Raw genomic sequence first — 16,973 nt, forward strand, 5'->3', positions numbered from 1 at the left:
TTAATTACCTTCGTTAAGACGTTTTACAAGCTCATCGGTAATATCAGCACCGGCATTGGCATACAGGCTTAGCTGTCGATTGACCACCAGATCCAATTTGCGCTCTTCAATCAACGACTTCAATGCCGCCTCGCCTTTTGGTGTCAAGGATTGAATAACTTGCTGCTCTAATTCTTTCGCTTGGCGCTGCATATCTGACGCCATGGCTCGCAGCCTATTTTGCTGTTCTGCTAACGACTGACGGCGCTTTTTAAACTCCGCTTCCGATAATGTCAGCTCATCACGTTGCAGATCTTTAGCCGACGCTTCGATGGTCTCTTGCTCACTTTTCAAACGAGCATCCATCTGTGCGACCTTTTCCCTAGGCTGCTTCGACGCTTCTTGCCCCATATTGCTTTGTAGCAACGCCGCTCTAAAATCCACAACAGCGACTTCCGTTGCTTGCACACTCCCTATAAAGCATAGAGTAAAAATTGCCGTTATGATTTTTTTCATTTTCAATCCTATTAAATAAATCTATTCATATTAAAAAGTGGTTCCCAATTGGAATTGGAAAAAGTCAGTCTTGTCGCCATCTTTATCATTAAGCGGTCTTGCGAAGTTAAAGGATAACGGCGCAATGGGCGTAATCCACGTCCAACTTAACCCGACGCTGTAACGTATTTCAGCCAAATCTACCCCTTCATTACACTCTGTATTAGCAGCAAGACACGAATCGGTAAACACGTTCCCGCCATCTAAAAACAAAGCCGTCCTGACCGATTTATGGTCTTCAACCATAGGCAAAGGGAAAATCAATTCCGCTGTACCCGTCATTAGGATATTACCACCCAGTGCAGAGCTGCTATTTGTTGACGTGCTACCATATGAGTTCTTAGGGCCTAAAGACGACGCCCCGTAACCCCTGACGGAATACGAACCACCTGCAAAATAGTTTTCAAAGAAAGGCAAGGTATCCGTATCACCATAACCTGAACCATACCCTAGACGTCCTTTCAGGCGTAATAGCCATAGATTAGAGTCATTTAGACCCCAATAGGCCTGGGATGTTAGACCGAGCTTAGTGTATTGCTGGTCACCAACAGGCAACGCCACTTCCAATGTTGCTCTGGTTGAATAACCATCGGTTGGTAGCACACCCCCCACCAAATCACTATCACTCCAAGTTAAACTAGCAATCACATCGTCGTAATTATCACCATGTGTCTGCACATAACTATCCGTCTCATTAGATGGATCGTAACCTAATTTAACCGTACTTTCTTTTACCGTCATACCAAATGCAAGGCGCTGAGTATCGGAAATAGGATAGCCGTAGTTTACGCCTGCCCCAATTTCGTCAAGATCATAATCTTCCACATCATCGTCAGCATGATCACTGGTTTGATAAAAGATCTGAAAGCCTCGACTGACCCCGTCAACGGTAAAATAAGGGTTATCATAATTAATCGAATAATCTTGTGTCTGATTTGTACGCGACGCATTGAAAGACAGTTTATTACCCGTCCCTAAAAAGTTACGCTTAGAAATACCAAAACCAAGGACAGTACCATCTTCTTGCGAATAACCAATACTCGCTTGAATACTACCTGACGCCTGCTCTTGCACAACGACATCGAGATCCACTTGATCGGAGGTACCCGCAACAGGGCGCGTTCTTAAATCAACACTACCAAAGAAGCCTAAACGCTCAATTCGACGCTTCGACGACTGAATTTTAGAATGTGTTGCCAAGGCACCTTCAAATTGCGTCATCTCACGACGCAATACTTCATCCTGTGTTTCACTGTTGCCGCTAAAACTAATACGGCGAACATAGACTTTAGGTCCTGGCGCAATCTGATAACTAAGATTAACCGTCTGATTGTTTAGTTTTTCCGGAATGACATTGACGTTGGTAAATAAATACCCCTCATCGCCTAACTCCGTCGAAATACCTTCAATGATTTTTGTCACTTGGCTGCGCGAAAAGATGTCGCCTTTTTTCTGTGATATTTGCTTCCAGACACGATCTTCAGAAATAGGCAAACTGCCGTTTAAAGACACATCGTTGATATAATAAGGCTTACCTTCTTCTACGTTAATCACAACGTAAACATCACGCTTATCGGCAGACAAACTGACTTGGCTAGAAACGACATTAAAGTCCAAATAGCCATTATCCAAATAGAAGCTTTTTAGGGAATTAATATCCCCTTCAATCTTCGCTTTAGCGTACTCATCTGCCGAGCTGAAGGGATTCCAATACCCGGTTTCTCTTGATTCAAAGTCTTTCGTCAGCGTTTCTGCATCAAAGTCTTTATTACCAACAATATTGATATGAACGATTTTAGCTGTCTCACCTTCATCAATATCAATCACGATCGCGGTACGATTTCGAGGCATAGCGTCTATCGATATATCCACCTTGGCACTGTAACGCCCAAGTGCATAATACTGACGCTGTAACTCTTGAACGATCTGATTTAGGGTTTCTGGCTTATAAATTTCGCCTATTTCTAAGCCTGATAGCTTCAAGCCTCGCTCTAAATCTTCGGTTTTAATTAACTCGTTGCCCTTTATTGTCAAATTACCAATAGAAGGACGTTCAGCCACATCAAACACCAAAACATTTTCGTCTTCATAGACATCAATATCACTGAAGTAACCAGTATCAAAAAGAGATGTAATCGCTTGATATACTTTATCTGAATCGTAAGACTCACTTTTATCAAAGCCAACTGCATCAAATGCTCTCGATGATGGCATTTGAACCAAGCCATCAATCCGCACATCCTCTACCGTTTTTGCAACACCATGCACACTTATTAAAGCCAATAATACAGCGGAAACGACTTTCACATATACCTCTCTACAAGCGGGCAATATCATTAAAAATGGCAACCGCCATTAAAGCAAATAAAAGAGAAGCGCCAACACGATAAGCCATACCCTGAATTTTCTCAGAGACAGGCTTACGACGAATAGCTTCAATGCCAAAAAACAACAAGTGCCCACCATCTAACATAGGAATGGGCAATAAATTAAGTACCCCTAAACTAACACTGAGGTAAGCCATAAATTTCAAAAAAGATTGCAAACCAGAGTCTGCTGACGCGCTGGCCACTTTTGCAATCGTGATCGGCCCAGATAAATTGTCAACAGAAATCAACCCTTGTAACATTTTACCAATCGAAGAAACCGTAAGACCAATCATCTTATTGGTTTGCTCAACCCCGTAAAAAATTGACTCTACAGGCCCATAATGACGTTCTCTAATAACGCTTTCATCCCACTGCGGTGGAACGACAGCCAACCCAGCATAACCGATTACGCTACCATTTTGTTCGCTTGAGTTAGGCCGTAACAGCAAAGTGTGACGTTCTTGATCACGCTGCACAGTAACAGACAAGGCTTTACTCGGGCTGCTTTGCACCATGGTAACAACTTGCCGCCAATTCGATACTAAACTGCCCTCTATTGCTAACACCTTATCACCAGGCAAAAACCCCGCCGAGGCCGCTGCGCCGCCTTCAACGACTTGAGCAATAACAGGAACCACGTCGGGTTGCCATGGCTGCAGACCAAATGCGCGGATAAGATTGTCAGGATTCTCTCCCGCCAACCATCGATTTAACTGCACCCTTCCCTCTTGCTGGGAAACCCTCCCCTGCGGTTGGTAACGAACGATAATGGTTCCTGTTTTTCCAATCAAGCCCGCTAGCACTAAATTTACATCTTCCCAAGAAGAAACCGGCTCGCCTGCAATAGCAACCAACTCATCCTCAACTTGAATTTGCGTCTGAGAAATAGGGGAACCTTGTGCAATAGCCCCAACCTTAGGAGCAACTGATTGCACACCAAGCAAAGCCACCAACGCATAAATAGCCATCGCCAAAATAAAATTAGCAATCGGCCCTGCCGCCACAATAGCGATACGCTGCCAAACGGTTTTCGAGTTAAAAGCCTGATGTCTCAAAGACTCAGGCACATTGCCTTCACGCTCATCCAGCATGCGCACATAACCACCAAGCGGGATCATGGCCAATGTGTATTCTGTTCCGGTCTTCCCCACATAACGATAAATCGGCTTCCCAAAACCCACCGAAAAACGCAATACTTTTACCCCACAACGACGCGCCACAAAAAAATGACCGAACTCATGAAAAGTAATCAACAGGCCCAAGGCAACCACAATAGAAAGAATATTTAGAATCATAAAAAATCACCGCGCGAGATCATACCCAGCGCCAAACGACGAGCAGACTCATCCGCCTCAAAAACCTCTTCAAGCGCATTCACCGCAACAATATCTGCCGCCATCAATACTTTTTCATTTACACGAGCAATGTCAAGAAAACCGATCTGACGATTCAAAAAAGCCGCAACCGCCACTTCATTTGCGGCATTCAACACCGCCATAGCGCTGCCTCCCGCAAACCACGCATCAGCGGCCAATTTCAAATTTGGAAAACGCACTAAATCGGGAGATTCAAAGTTTAACCGAGCAATGTCAATCAAACTCAAAGGCGCCACGCTGGTCTCAACACGATTGGGCCAACTCATGCCATAAGCAATCGGAATTTTCATATCCGGATTGCCCATTTGAGCCAACACAGAACCATCGCGATAAGACACCATGGAGTGAATAATACTCTCAGGATGAACCACAACATCCACCTCACTTGGCGTCACATCAAACAGCCAACAAGCCTCGATTAATTCCAACCCTTTATTCATCAAAGTGGCTGAATCGATCGATATTTTTTGCCCCATAGACCAATTTGGGTGTTTACACGCCTGCGCTGGGGTTACCGAGCTCATCTCTTCCAAGGACCAGGTTCTAAAAGGGCCGCCCGAGGCCGTCAAAATGATTTTCGAGACATCTTGTTTGTGAGCACCCAAAGACGTCTGAGGTAAACTTTGGTAAATCGCATTATGCTCGCTGTCGATAGGAAGCAATGTGACATGATGACGCGCCACCTCATCCATAAACAATTTACCCGCCGTCACCAACGACTCTTTATTGGCTAATAGCGTCCGTTTGCCCGCGCGAATACCCGCTAATGTTGGCTTAAGCCCAGCAAAACCCATGATCGCTGCCATGACTTGATCAACCGCAGAGTCGGCTGCGATACTCTCTAGCGCACCCTCCCCCCACTCAAATGAAATAGCCAAGCCTTGGCATTGCTGCGCCAACTCATCACGGGCCTTCTCTGATCCCATTACCACTCGTTGGGGAGTAAAACGACGACATATATCCGCCATTTTATCGACGCTTTCATTGGCAGAAGCACTAATCAAAGTAAACTTATCTGGATGTAAAGCAATGATATCTAACGTGCTTTGACCAATCGATCCGGTCGCACCTAACAAGCAAATGCCTTGCATCAAAGCCACCCAGTCAAACTTAACAATAAAACATAAATAGGCGCGGCGGCGGTCAGACTGTCAACACGATCCATAACACCACCATGCCCTGGAATAAGATGACTAGAGTCCTTCAACGCTTCATGACGCTTAAACAAACTCTCGGTTAAATCGCCCAACACAGACACAAAAGAAGTCAACAAGGCAACCAACGCCAACCCGCACCATTGGGTAAACGAAAACCCACTTAAAAAAGCAAAAACAACTATACCGATCTGAGTGAGCGCCAAACCGCCAATCACACCTTCCCATGACTTTCCAGGGCTGACAAAACGCGCTAGTTTTCTTTTACCAAAGGCTCGGCCAGCAAAATAGGCGCCCGTATCAGCGCCCCATATTAGGCCCATTAGCAGCAACACCCAAACCAAGAAATTCTCAGACTGTCTTAACACCACAAAAGCAGACCAAGTAGTCACCAGCACCAATACGCCGAATAATAAGCGACTAAAAACGTGCTTCCATACCAGCAAAGTGGGGTAACGCATCACCCAATACAAGGCTAACACCCACAATATAGGGCTAATATAAAGCGCCGTCGCCTGCCCGTTTAAATTCAGTACAGCAAAACAAACGGCACCAATAAAAGCCGCAAAAAAAACCCGCCCAACTTGATTATGCACACCAGATAAACGCGCCCATTCCCACCCAGCTAAAACGACAACACCTGCCATGGCAAAAATAAAATGTGAGGTACCTAACACAAAAACGGCACAAACAAACAGTACCGCCATTACAATGGCACTTAGAATTCGAGGGAGTAACATGGTTATCGACCACCATAACGACGTTGACGATTTTGATAAGTTTGAATAGCCTCATCAAAATGTTGTTGATCAAAATCCGGCCACAAAACCGGCAGAAAGACAAACTCAGAGTACGCCGTTTGCCATAGTAAAAAATTACTGATGCGCTCTTCTCCTGAGGTGCGAATCAACAAGTCAGGTGGCGGTAAATCCGCCAGCAGCATATGCTCACCCAATAGCGCCTCATCAATATCGTCTGGAGACAGCTCGCCTAAAGCAACGCGCTTTGCCACGGATTTTGCGGCTTGAGCAATATCCCAACGACCACCATAATTCGCCGCAATAACCAGCGTCATCTGATCATTGTCTAGCGTTGCCACTTCAACGGCCTTAATTTGCTTTTGCAAACCATGACTAAAGCCGGAAATATCGCCAATCACTTTAAGCTTTATTTTATGCTCATTTAATCGCTTTAGCTCTTTCTTCAAAGACCGCATAAACAACGCCATCAGTCCATCAACTTCCAGTTTAGGACGCTTCCAGTTCTCACTGGAAAAAGCAAACAGCGTTAATACCTTAACACCACCTTTAGCGGCGGCTTCAACCACACGCCTAACAGCAGAAGCTCCCGCCGTATGACCTGCAATACTCGGAAGGTGTTTTTTCTTTGCCCAGCGATTATTGCCATCCATAATGATAGCAATATGCGCTGGCACGACGGCTGATTCAACCTCAGCGTCAAGCAATTCTGACATAGCATTACCCTAGTCAATAAAAAAAGCGAGCCGAAGCCCGCCTTCTTCATTAGATTTCCATCAAGTCTTTTTCTTTCGCCGCAAGGCGCTCTTCAATCAAAGCAACATACTTATCGGTGATTTTTTGGACTTGATCTTGTCCACGACGATCGTCGTCTTCAGAAATCTCTTTTTCCTTCACTAAATCTTTTAAACTACCATTCGCGTCACGGCGAATATTACGAATCGCGATACGGCCATTTTCCGCTTCGTTCTTTGCTTGCTTAAAGTAGTTTTTACGAGTTTCCTCAGTCAACGCCGGCATAGGAATTCGAATTAAATTCCCGTTTGTCGCTGGATTCAAGCCGAGATCAGATTTCATAATGGCTTTTTCAATCTCAGGAACCAAGTTGTTTTCCCAAGGAGAAATACCCAAAGTACGAGCATCTTCAACCGTGATATTCGCCACTTGGCTTAACGGTGTTTCAGAACCGTAATAGTTCACTTTAACTGAGTCTAATATACTAGGGTGCGCACGACCTGTACGGATTTTTTTAAACGCAGACTCAACCGAAGCAACGGCTTTGCCCATACGGTCTTCTGCGTCTTTAAGAATTTCGTTAATCATAACTTCCTCACTTAATCAGTGTACCTTCACTGCCACCCACCATGATATTCACCAAGGCTCCGGGCTTATTCATATTAAATACACGTATTGGCATACTGTGATCACGGGTTAAGCATATTGCCGTTAAGTCCATGACACCTAATTGTTTTTCAAGCACTTCATCGTAGCCCAATGTATCATATTTTACTGCAGTAGGATCTTTCATTGGGTCCGCAGAATAAACACCATCCACTTTCGTCGCTTTCAATACGACATCCGCATCAATTTCAATGCCGCGCAAACAAGCTGCAGAATCTGTTGTAAAAAAAGGATTCCCGGTACCGGCAGAAAAAATAAGCACATCGCCTTCTTTCATCAAACGCATAGCACGGCGTCTGTCATAAGGCTCAACAATCCCCGTCATCGTGATGGCAGACATCACTCGAGTCGCGATATTCGCACGCTCCAACGCATCGCGCATCGCCAGCGCATTCATAACCGTTGCCAGCATCCCCATATGGTCACCTGTAACACGGTCCATACCCGCCTGACTCAATGCCTGACCACGGAACAAGTTACCGCCACCAATAACGATGCCAACCTCAACACCAATGCCGCGCAACTGGCCAATCTCAAGCGCAATACGGTTCAACACTTTAGGGTCAATACCGAAGGACTCATCGCCCATTAAAGCTTCACCGCTTAATTTAAGCAAAATTCGTTTGTACTTTGGGCTTTTTTCTTTTGGCATATCAACCTCCGGCAATGGTTTTGTCTTTTCAATAACTGAGGTCAATGTCACCGACACTCTTCGAACGCATCTTTCATAAAAAGGGGCAGTCAAGCTGCCCCTTTTTTTTGCAAGACATTACAACGAAGAATTAACCTCTAAGTTGTGCTGCTACTTCTGCGGCAAAGTCTACTTCAGCCACTTCGATACCTTCACCTACTTCAAGGCGAATGAAAGAAGTCACTGCTGCGCCAGCGTCTTTTACAAGCTGACCCACTTTGATTTCTGGATTCTTAACAAAAGGCTGTTCAGTCAAGCTGTTTTCAGCCAAGAACTTCTTCATACGACCAACAATCATTTTATCAACGATTTCGGCTGGTTTGCCAGCCATGTCTGGCTGCGCACGAACAATCTCTTCTTCTTTTGCTAGTACTTCAGCAGGCATATCATCACCGCGCACAACGCGAGGAGAAACAGCAGCAACGTGCATAGAAACATCTTTAGCTAGTTCAGCAGAACCACCTTCCAATTGCGTCAATACAGCGATCTGACCGTTACCGTGAAGATAACCACCTACCAAGCCACCTTCGATGACAACAGCACGACGAGGCGTGATGTTTTCACCAATTTTTTGTACCAAGGCTTCACGTGCTTCAAGCATTTCACCAGAGATGACCTTCGCCATATCCGTTTCTTTCGTTGCAAAAACAACGTCAGCGACTTTATTCGCGAAAGAGATAAAACCTTCGTCACGAGAAGCGAAGTCAGTTTCAGAGTTCACTTCAACCAAGACACCGTAAGATGAATCATCTGCTACGCGCATGATGATGGTACCTTCAGCTGCAGTACGGCCTGCTTTTTTAGCCGCCTTCATGCCACTTGATTTACGTAGCTCTTCGATAGCCACTTCGATGTCAGCGTCAGCAGCGACAAGTGCTTTTTTGCACTCCATCATGCCTAGGCCAGTACGTTCACGTAGCTCTTTTACCAATGCTGCAGATACTGCGGCCATGTTAAATCCTCTTTTACCAATTCAAATTTAAAAAAGGAGGTAAGACACCTCCCTTTAGAAACCAGAACAAACTAGACAGTTTGCTTACGCTTCAGTCGTCGCTTCGCTTACTTCAACGAACTCGTCAGCAGTACCCGCTGTTGCATTACGGCCTTCAAGAACCGCATCAGCAAAAGCGCCAACGTACAACTGAACAGCACGAATCGCATCATCGTTAGCTGGAATGATGTAATCAACACCATCTGGATTACTGTTAGTATCAACGATACCGATAACAGGAATACCTAATTTGTTTGCTTCTTTAATCGCAATACGCTCATGATCAACGTCAACAACGAACAACACATCAGGCAAGCCACCCATATCCTTGATACCACCCATAGAAAGCTCTAGTTTTTCAAGCTCACGAGTACGCATCAAGGCTTCTTTTTTAGTTAGCTTATCGAATGTACCATCAGACATTTGCACTTCAAGCTCACGTAAACGCTTGATAGAAGCACGAATGGTTTTGTAGTTAGTCAACATACCACCTAACCAACGGTGGTTAACGTATGGCATACCAGAGCGAGCAGCTTGCTCTTTAATCGTTTTAGATGCAGCACGCTTAGTACCAACAAACAAAACCTTGTTTTTGTTCTCAGCCATTTTTTTAACAAGCTCAAGAGCGTTGTTAAGGGCAGGAACAGTGTGCTCAAGGTTAATGATATGGATCTTGTTACGAGCACCGAAAATGAAAGGCTTCATTTTTGGGTTCCAGTAACGAGTTTGGTGACCGAAGTGTGAACCAACCAATAATAGGTCGCGCATAGAAACTGTAGGCATTTTACTATCCTTTAAATTTGGGTTATTTATGCTTACCAGCTAAAAGCGTCAGTCAAACAAGGTTTAAGGCAACCTAAGACACCCAAGACACTTTCTTTAATAGCGGCAAGATCGTTGATTTTATAAAATTCGCTTATTTTAAGCACAAACTTAAATAGGCGGGCGTTTTATACCATATCCAAGCCAAAATCAAAAGACTTGAACGCGGCTTTGCACGCTATTAGAAAGACCTTTTTTTCCATTAGAGAGGCGATTCTAGTGCCCAAGTCATGTAGAATATTCCGCAACCTACTATCAATATAGACACAAACCATTTAAAGACATGCAAATTATGAGCAATGAAATACTACAAAAAGTCGCCACACTCACTCAGAACGGCCGAATTGACGCACCCAGCTGGACGCCTCGCCCAGCCTCAACGCGCTTTACTGACGTCAGTGATATTGAAGGCATGCGTACCGCCGGCAAACTGGCCGCTGACGTTTTAGTCATGCTAGAAGAGTTTGTTGTACCCGGTGTAACAACAGAGCAAATCGACATCATTGCCCACAATTACATTATTGAAGTGCAAGGCGCCATCCCAGCCCCTCTCAACTACCATGGCTTCCCTAAGTCTTGCTGCACCTCGGTAAATGATGTGATTTGCCATGGCATTCCAAACGACAAAGCACTGAAAAAAGGCGATGTGGTTAACATTGACATCACCATTATTAAAGACGGCTATTATGGCGACACCAGCAAGATGTTTTTTGCCGGCCCAGCGCTACCCCACGCCGAACGCCTTGCGCAAATCACTCAAGAATGTCTTTACCTTGCCATCGACATGGTCAAGCCTGGCACTCGCTTAGGGGATATTGGTGCGGCAATTTCAGCGCATGCACACAAGCACCATTATTCAGTGGTTGAAGAGTATTGTGGCCATGGCGTCGGCACCACTTTTCATGGTGAACCACAAGTTGCTCATTATGGCAAAGCCGGTACTGGCGTAATGCTGGAAGAAGGCATGACACTCACCATAGAGCCCATGATCAACGCAGGCAAAAAACAGGTCAAACACACAGGCCCCGATAACTGGATCGCCAAAACCAAAGATGGCCGCTTATCAGCGCAATACGAGCACACCCTGCTTGTCACTGCTGACGGTGTTGAAGTACTAACGCGCCGACCAGAAGAAACGCGCTTCTCTTAAATGAGGCGCGTTTTTCTGCTTACGTAAACAACAACTTAATTGATTCAATACGATTATTCTTCGAGGCTCTTGTATGGACTTCCCTGCTTTTCCAGACGCTCCGCCACTGCTAACAACAGAAGAGAAACACGAGCTTGCTCAAGCGAATTGCTCTGTTTCGCGCTACAAAGCCATTATCGAAGAAAAAACACACCTTTATAATGACCTGTTTCACTCCCTCTACCCAATAGAGAAACTGGTTAAAGGTCTTTCATCCTTTTATGACGACGTGATGCAAGCCGCATGGAAAGCCAAAGCGCTCGACAGCGAGAGCCACTTAAGCCTTGTGGCGGTTGGAGGATATGGCCGCGGAGAACTGCACCCAAAATCCGACCTAGATCTGCTTATTTTAATCGACAACGAAACCCTAGCACCAAAACAAAAAATTGAAGCCTTTATCACTTTCCTTTGGGACATCAATCTAGATGTTGGACACAGTGTCCGCACGATAGATGAATGCACCGAGATGGCGGAAAATGACATCACCATCATCACCAACCTCATTGAATCTCGCACCCTAATCGGCTCCCCCGACCTACTCGCTACTTTAAAACTACACGTTGATATTTCGCAAATGTGGGATGGCCACACCTTTTATCAGGCCAAATTGGCGGAGCAAAAACAACGCCACGCAAAATACCAGAATACGGCTTACAACCTAGAGCCCAACTTAAAAGAGTGCCCCGGCGGGCTTCGAGACATGCAGGTCATAGATTGGGTCGCAAAACGCCACCTTCACACTCATCGATTAAGCGCCCTAATAGAAAAAGAATTCCTCTCCGAAGACGAGTACATACAATTAAAAGGCGCCGTCAGCCATCTGTGGCGCATTCGTTGGGCACTGCATGTCGTTGCGGGGCGCAGAGAAGACAGACTACTCTTCGACCACCAGCGAACGCTGGCCAAATTATTTGGCTTTGACGATAACGACCTCAAGCGAAACGTAGAGCGCTTTATGCAAGGCTACTACCAAAGTGTGGCGGCAATACAGCAGCTAAATGACTTACTTCTGCAGCACTTTGAAGAATCGTTCCTCACCAAAGACGCCATCAATACCATTGATATTCTTAACGATAATTTTCAAATAGCCAACGGCCAACTAGAAGCTCGCTCGGCGACACTATTCCAACACACACCTTCCAGCATGTTAGAAATGTATGTCTTACTGGGTAGCCATGAAAACATCAAAGGCATTCGAGCCAACACCATGCGCCAGCTCCGAGATAACCTAGATCTAGTTGACGACCATTTTCGAAATGACAAAAAGAACACCGATCTCTTCCTTGATATTATTGCCAGCCGATATCGACTGACCAGCATTTTAAGGTCAATGAAACACCTAGGCTTACTGGGTCGCTATTTACCTGAATTCGGCGCTATTATTGGCCAAATGCAACACGATCTGTTTCATATTTATACGGTTGATGCACACACACTCCAACTGGTCGAAAATCTACGTCGCCTCTGGCTGCCAGAATTCAAACAAAAATTCCCCATTTCAGCCCAAGCGATTCGCCATGTACCCAAAGTCGAATTACTCTACATCGCAGGCTTATATCACGATATCGCCAAAGGCCGAGGCGGAGATCACTCAGAACTAGGCTGTGTTGACGCACAAGCATTTTGTGAACGCCACGGACTGTCAAAACGCGACACCGAATTGGTCGTTTGGCTGGTCAGAAACCATCTTTTTATGTCCGTGACGGCACAACGCAAAGACATATCTGACCCAGAAGTCATTTGGGAGTTTGCCAGCTATGTTAAAGATCAAGAGCACTTAGATTATTTGTTCATTCTGACCGTCGCCGACATAAACGCCACCAACCCAACGATGTGGAATAGCTGGCGCGCCTCACTCATGCGCCAACTTTACTTAGAAACCAAACGAGCACTGCGCCGTGGCCTAGACTTCCCCATCAACGCCGACATGATCAGCGATGAACACAAACAACGCGCGCTGGAAATCATCATCGAACGTAACGTCGACATCGCCGACGCCGAAGCCATCTGGGAAACCATAGAAGAAGAATATTTCATTCGTTCAAACGGTGATGAAATTGCTTGGAATACAGAAGCCATTCTACGTCACCGCCCCAGTGATAAACCGCTCATAGCCATCACACCACTTGGCGGGCGCAACTTCTCTGGGGCCAGTAAAATATTCATTTACACCTTGATAAGCAAACATCTGTTCGCGGTAACCGCCGCCACATTCGAACAATTAGGTCTCACTATATTGGACGCAAAAATAAGCCACACCACAGAGAGTTACAGCTTAGACAGCTTTGTGGTGATGGACAGCAATGACAGCGACACCAATTTACACCTAGACAAAGAGCGCATTACCCTCATCCGTAAAACCTTAATGGAGCAGCTGGAAACCCCTTCTCTTTACGAGAGCGTTGTGCAACGTCATACCCCCCGGATATTAAAAATATTTAACTCGCCAGCAACGGCGCATTTCGTCAGCCAACCAGAAGAAGTGTGGTCAGCACTGGAAATCACCGCCCCCGATAGACCCGGTTTACTGGCGCTCATTGGACAGTTTTTTATGAACCACAACATCATGCTGCATAAGGCCAAAATCGCCACCCTCGGTGAGCGGGTAGAAGACACCTTTTACATTACCGAAGAAAATGGCGACCTTATTACCGATGAAGAAAGCATGAACAAGATTTGTACCCTTTTAAAAGAGAAAATAGACCGTTTTTCTCAAGCAATGGACTAACCACCAATGAATCCAAATATACATTCTTTGCACCCATATCCCTTCCAAAAGCTTGCCGAGCTGATTGAAGGCATAACACCTAACCCAGAAAAACCGCTGATCAAATTAACCATTGGCGAACCACAACACGACGCGCCAGCGATTGTGCTTGAGACGCTTGCCAAAAGCCTAAATGGCATCAGCAAATATCCAAGTACCAAAGGTGAATTACCTCTGAGAGAGGCCATTAGCCAATGGGCAAAACGCCGATTTCATTTAGAACAACTCGACCCTGACACAGAAGTGTTGCCCGTTACAGGCACTCGAGAAGCCCTCTTTGCTATCACCCAAACATTGGTCGGCGAAAAACAAAACGCACTTATTGTCAGCCCCAACCCGTTTTATCAAATTTACGAAGGCGCGGGGATTCTTGCTGGCGCCGAATTGCACTTCTTACCTTGCGGCGCAGAAACCCACTACAAGGTGAATTATCAACACCTGAGTGATGATATCTGGCAACGCTGCGAAGTGCTGTTTGTTTGCTCTCCTAATAACCCAAGCGGCAGCATTACAACACTAGAGGAATACGCCTTCCTGATCGAAAAGGCCAAAACCTTCAACTTCACTATCGTCGCGGACGAATGCTATTCCGAGATTTATTTTGGCGAACAAGCTCCGCTGGGCTTACTCGAAGCGTGCCAAATTTTAGGCCACAAAGATTATAAACATTGCCTTATTTTCCAGTCATTATCGAAACGTTCAAACATGCCAGGCCTTCGCTCAGGCTTCGTCGCGGGCGACGCAACACTCTTAAAACCATTTTTGCTGTACCGCACCTACCAAGGCTGCGCCATGCCAATTCATCATCAAGACGCGTCTATCGTTGCTTGGAATGATGAAGAACACGTAATTAAGAACCGTGCAATTTATACACGCAAATTTGATGCAGTTTTAGACATACTCTCTGCGGTGATGTCGGTCTCGAAACCAGAAGCCGGTTTTTATCTTTGGCCTAAGCTCACCATGACAGACGAAGATTTTTGTACCGCACTGTACCAAGAAGAATCGGTTTTGGTCTTACCCGGCAGCTACTTAGGTCGAGAGATCAATGGCATTAACCCGGGCAGCCAGCATGTTCGCATGGCCCTGGTGGCAGAAGAATCTGAATGCGTTGAGGCAGCCAAACGAATAAAAGACTTCCTCAGTCACCGCTAACCCGTTACTACTTTTTTAGATACATCATTTTGTTGGAGAACACACATGAGCAATACAATTTTCGCATTCGGTCTTGGTATCGGCACACAAAACAAAGAAGGCAACTGGCTAGAAGTTTTTTACTCTGCCCCAAGCCTTAACACAGAAAAAAACACACTCGATGCGCTCCTAGAAAGCACCAACTACGAAGGCGGCAACAGCACACTAGTATTGGACGAAGGCGACCTGAATCGCCTGCACATGAATCTTTTAAAAGCGGGCAACATAGAACAAGCTGAGCTGGCTTCTCGCCTAAAAGCCTCCACAAAACCCGTTATTTTATGTGTGCTAGCAACAGATGACGCCCCCAGCAACCCTGCAGAAGTTTATCTAAAGCTGCAACTTATCTCTCATCGCCTAGTACTGCCACACAACACAGTACTAGACGGCATGTTTGGCCTGCTGATCAACACCGCCTGGACAAGTGAAGGCCCTATTGATGTACGAGAATTAGCCGATCGCCAATTAAGCGCGCGCATGGAAGGCCGCACAATAGAAGTGTTCAGCGTAGACAAATTCCCTAAAATGCTTAACTTTACCGTCCCAACGGGCATCCGTGTGGGTGATGCTGCACGTGTGCGCCTAGGCGCTCATCTAGCGGAAGGCACCACGGTTATGCACGAAGGTTTTGTCAACTTCAACGCTGGCACGCTTGGCAACAGCATGGTTGAAGGTCGTATTTCTGCTGGTGTCGTGGTAGGTAACGGTTCTGACCTTGGGGGTGGCTGCTCCACAATGGGCACACTGTCTGGCGGCGGCAACATTGTCATTGCAGTGGGCGAAAAATGCCTAATCGGCGCCAATGCAGGCATTGGTATTGGCCTTGGCGATCGCTGTATCGTGGAATCAGGTTTGTACATTACTGCTGGCGCGAAAGTCGCCGTGCTTGATGAGAATAACCAAGTGGTTTCGACTGTCAAAGCCCGTGAACTTTCTGGTCAGTCAGATCTACTGTTCCGCCGCAACTCTGCTACTGGCGCGATTGAATGCAAAACCAATAAAACCGCCATTGAATTGAACGAAGCGCTGCACACTCACAACTAATAAAGCGCCATCAACCAAAAGCGCCATTTCGAAGACTATCGAAATGGCGCAAACTGGAATACATCATGATTACACTATTTGGCATCAAAAACTGCGACACGATGAAAAAGGCTTTTCGTTGGTTTGACGACAACAACCTTGAGTACGCTTTTCATGACTACAAAAAAGCAGGCCTAGACGAAGCCACGGCAAAAACATGGGTAGAAAAACTCGGCTGGGAAAACGTCATCAATAAACGCGGCACCACATGGCGTAAATTGGAGGAAGAAACAAAGCGCACAATGAACAACGACAACGCCATTGATATTATGATTTCTCAGCCCTCTATTATTAAGCGCCCTTTACTCATAATTAAACAGTCAATGGCCGAAGACGTTCTTTATTTAGGCTTCAATGCAGAAGAATACGCGCAGAAGTTACTTTAGCGTAATACTGGCGTATAAATACGAGGGCGCTCTTTTTGTGTTCTCGGTGCCGACATAGGCGTCACGCTAGGAATATAACCAGAAGATGAACTATCTGAACGAATAACAGGAACAAAATACGATTCCTGAATAACTGGAGGGGCTCCAAGCAATCCACAACCAGCAGAAAGCGCACTTAAAATAAGCACAATACCTAACTTCATAACCTCACCTTACATCAGAAGACCTGTCGCTGTAACAGAATCTCGTATAAGGTAG

At 45.7% G+C, this 16,973-nt stretch carries 16 protein-coding genes; 5 read left to right on the forward strand and 11 right to left on the reverse strand.

Annotation, left to right across the window (positions count from 1 at the left end; genetic code table 11):
• The 10 genes from J8N69_RS01860 to rpsB form a co-directional block, all read right to left on the reverse strand.
• Positions 1-495: an OmpH family outer membrane protein gene (locus J8N69_RS01860; protein ID WP_168825734.1), complete on the reverse strand. Its 495-nt coding sequence runs from the start codon at positions 493-495 to the stop codon at positions 1-3.
• A gap of 30 nt (positions 496-525) precedes the next feature.
• Positions 526-2,871: an outer membrane protein assembly factor BamA gene (gene bamA, locus J8N69_RS01865; RefSeq protein WP_168825736.1), complete on the reverse strand. Its 2,346-nt coding sequence runs from the start codon at positions 2,869-2,871 to the stop codon at positions 526-528.
• The gene (gene rseP / locus J8N69_RS01870) at positions 2,852-4,198 is read right to left on the reverse strand and encodes an RIP metalloprotease RseP (protein ID WP_168825738.1); all 1,347 of its coding nucleotides are present in this window, start codon (positions 4,196-4,198) and stop codon (positions 2,852-2,854) included. Before rseP ends, bamA begins: the two co-directional genes overlap by 20 nt.
• Positions 4,195-5,370 carry a 1-deoxy-D-xylulose-5-phosphate reductoisomerase gene (gene ispC / locus J8N69_RS01875; protein WP_168825740.1) on the reverse strand — a complete coding sequence of 392 codons (1,176 nt, stop codon included), beginning with the start codon at positions 5,368-5,370 and terminating at the stop codon, positions 4,195-4,197. Before ispC ends, rseP begins: the two co-directional genes overlap by 4 nt.
• Positions 5,370-6,173 carry a phosphatidate cytidylyltransferase gene (locus J8N69_RS01880; protein ID WP_168825742.1) on the reverse strand — a complete coding sequence of 268 codons (804 nt, stop codon included), beginning with the start codon at positions 6,171-6,173 and terminating at the stop codon, positions 5,370-5,372. The genes ispC and J8N69_RS01880 overlap by 1 nt, the downstream gene beginning before the upstream one ends.
• A gap of 2 nt (positions 6,174-6,175) precedes the next feature.
• Positions 6,176-6,907 carry an isoprenyl transferase gene (locus J8N69_RS01885; RefSeq protein WP_168825744.1) on the reverse strand — a complete coding sequence of 244 codons (732 nt, stop codon included), beginning with the start codon at positions 6,905-6,907 and terminating at the stop codon, positions 6,176-6,178.
• Positions 6,908-6,956: 49 nt separating this feature from the next.
• Positions 6,957-7,514 (reverse strand): ribosome recycling factor, encoded by a 558-nt coding sequence (frr, locus tag J8N69_RS01890; RefSeq protein ID WP_168825746.1) that lies wholly within the window; start codon positions 7,512-7,514, stop codon positions 6,957-6,959.
• Between the two features lie 7 nt (positions 7,515-7,521).
• Positions 7,522-8,244, reverse strand: a complete 723-nt coding sequence (gene pyrH, locus J8N69_RS01895; RefSeq protein WP_012068988.1) for a UMP kinase — start codon at positions 8,242-8,244, stop codon at positions 7,522-7,524.
• Positions 8,245-8,374: 130 nt separating this feature from the next.
• Positions 8,375-9,235: a translation elongation factor Ts gene (gene tsf, locus J8N69_RS01900; protein ID WP_168825748.1), complete on the reverse strand. Its 861-nt coding sequence runs from the start codon at positions 9,233-9,235 to the stop codon at positions 8,375-8,377.
• 84 nt (positions 9,236-9,319) lie between these two features.
• Positions 9,320-10,057 (reverse strand): 30S ribosomal protein S2, encoded by a 738-nt coding sequence (gene rpsB, locus J8N69_RS01905; protein WP_168825750.1) that lies wholly within the window; start codon positions 10,055-10,057, stop codon positions 9,320-9,322.
• Between the two features lie 331 nt (positions 10,058-10,388).
• Between rpsB and map the strand changes: the two genes are divergently transcribed.
• The 5 genes from map to J8N69_RS01930 all read left to right on the forward strand — a co-directional run bounded on the left by map (position 10,389) and on the right by J8N69_RS01930 (position 16,715).
• Complete coding sequence (gene map, locus J8N69_RS01910; RefSeq protein ID WP_168825752.1) at positions 10,389-11,246, forward strand: type I methionyl aminopeptidase; 858 nt, start codon at positions 10,389-10,391, stop codon at positions 11,244-11,246.
• Positions 11,247-11,319: 73 nt separating this feature from the next.
• Complete coding sequence (glnD, locus tag J8N69_RS01915) at positions 11,320-14,013, forward strand: [protein-PII] uridylyltransferase (protein WP_168825754.1); 2,694 nt, start codon at positions 11,320-11,322, stop codon at positions 14,011-14,013.
• 6 nt (positions 14,014-14,019) lie between these two features.
• A complete protein-coding gene (dapC, locus tag J8N69_RS01920) occupies positions 14,020-15,207 on the forward strand; it encodes a succinyldiaminopimelate transaminase (RefSeq protein WP_168825756.1) in 1,188 nt (395 codons plus the stop codon).
• Between the two features lie 45 nt (positions 15,208-15,252).
• Positions 15,253-16,290 (forward strand): 2,3,4,5-tetrahydropyridine-2,6-dicarboxylate N-succinyltransferase, encoded by a 1,038-nt coding sequence (gene dapD / locus J8N69_RS01925; RefSeq protein WP_168825758.1) that lies wholly within the window; start codon positions 15,253-15,255, stop codon positions 16,288-16,290.
• A gap of 65 nt (positions 16,291-16,355) precedes the next feature.
• A complete protein-coding gene (locus tag J8N69_RS01930) occupies positions 16,356-16,715 on the forward strand; it encodes an ArsC family reductase (protein ID WP_168825760.1) in 360 nt (119 codons plus the stop codon).
• On the opposite strand, the gene J8N69_RS01935 is transcribed toward J8N69_RS01930, so the two are convergent.
• Positions 16,712-16,918, reverse strand: a complete 207-nt coding sequence (locus J8N69_RS01935) for a hypothetical protein (RefSeq protein ID WP_168825762.1) — start codon at positions 16,916-16,918, stop codon at positions 16,712-16,714. The genes J8N69_RS01930 and J8N69_RS01935 overlap by 4 nt on opposite strands.
• Positions 16,919-16,973: the final 55 nt, after the last annotated feature.

This window comes from Marinomonas profundi (genome assembly GCF_020694005.1).
In the GTDB taxonomy this organism is placed as follows: Bacteria; Pseudomonadota; Gammaproteobacteria; order Pseudomonadales; family Marinomonadaceae; genus Marinomonas; species Marinomonas profundi.

Bases quoted from the DNA above. Each gene is read 5' to 3' on its own strand.
- tsf (WP_168825748.1), bottom strand. From the start codon at position 9,235: ATGGCCGCAGTATCTGCAGCATTGGTAAAAGAGCTACGTGAACGTACT.
- rpsB (WP_168825750.1), bottom strand. From the start codon at position 10,057: ATGCCTACAGTTTCTATGCGCGACCTATTATTGGTTGGTTCACACTTC.
- J8N69_RS01860 (WP_168825734.1), bottom strand. From the start codon at position 495: ATGAAAAAAATCATAACGGCAATTTTTACTCTATGCTTTATAGGGAGT.
- ispC (WP_168825740.1), bottom strand. From the start codon at position 5,370: ATGCAAGGCATTTGCTTGTTAGGTGCGACCGGATCGATTGGTCAAAGC.
- glnD (WP_168825754.1), top strand. From the start codon at position 11,320: ATGGACTTCCCTGCTTTTCCAGACGCTCCGCCACTGCTAACAACAGAA.
- pyrH (WP_012068988.1), bottom strand. From the start codon at position 8,244: ATGCCAAAAGAAAAAAGCCCAAAGTACAAACGAATTTTGCTTAAATTA.
- rseP (WP_168825738.1), bottom strand. From the start codon at position 4,198: ATGATTCTAAATATTCTTTCTATTGTGGTTGCCTTGGGCCTGTTGATT.
- J8N69_RS01935 (WP_168825762.1), bottom strand. From the start codon at position 16,918: ATGAAGTTAGGTATTGTGCTTATTTTAAGTGCGCTTTCTGCTGGTTGT.
- bamA (WP_168825736.1), bottom strand. From the start codon at position 2,871: ATGATATTGCCCGCTTGTAGAGAGGTATATGTGAAAGTCGTTTCCGCT.
- J8N69_RS01885 (WP_168825744.1), bottom strand. From the start codon at position 6,907: ATGTCAGAATTGCTTGACGCTGAGGTTGAATCAGCCGTCGTGCCAGCG.
- map (WP_168825752.1), top strand. From the start codon at position 10,389: ATGAGCAATGAAATACTACAAAAAGTCGCCACACTCACTCAGAACGGC.
- frr (WP_168825746.1), bottom strand. From the start codon at position 7,514: ATGATTAACGAAATTCTTAAAGACGCAGAAGACCGTATGGGCAAAGCC.
- dapC (WP_168825756.1), top strand. From the start codon at position 14,020: ATGAATCCAAATATACATTCTTTGCACCCATATCCCTTCCAAAAGCTT.
- dapD (WP_168825758.1), top strand. From the start codon at position 15,253: ATGAGCAATACAATTTTCGCATTCGGTCTTGGTATCGGCACACAAAAC.
- J8N69_RS01930 (WP_168825760.1), top strand. From the start codon at position 16,356: ATGATTACACTATTTGGCATCAAAAACTGCGACACGATGAAAAAGGCT.
- J8N69_RS01880 (WP_168825742.1), bottom strand. From the start codon at position 6,173: ATGTTACTCCCTCGAATTCTAAGTGCCATTGTAATGGCGGTACTGTTT.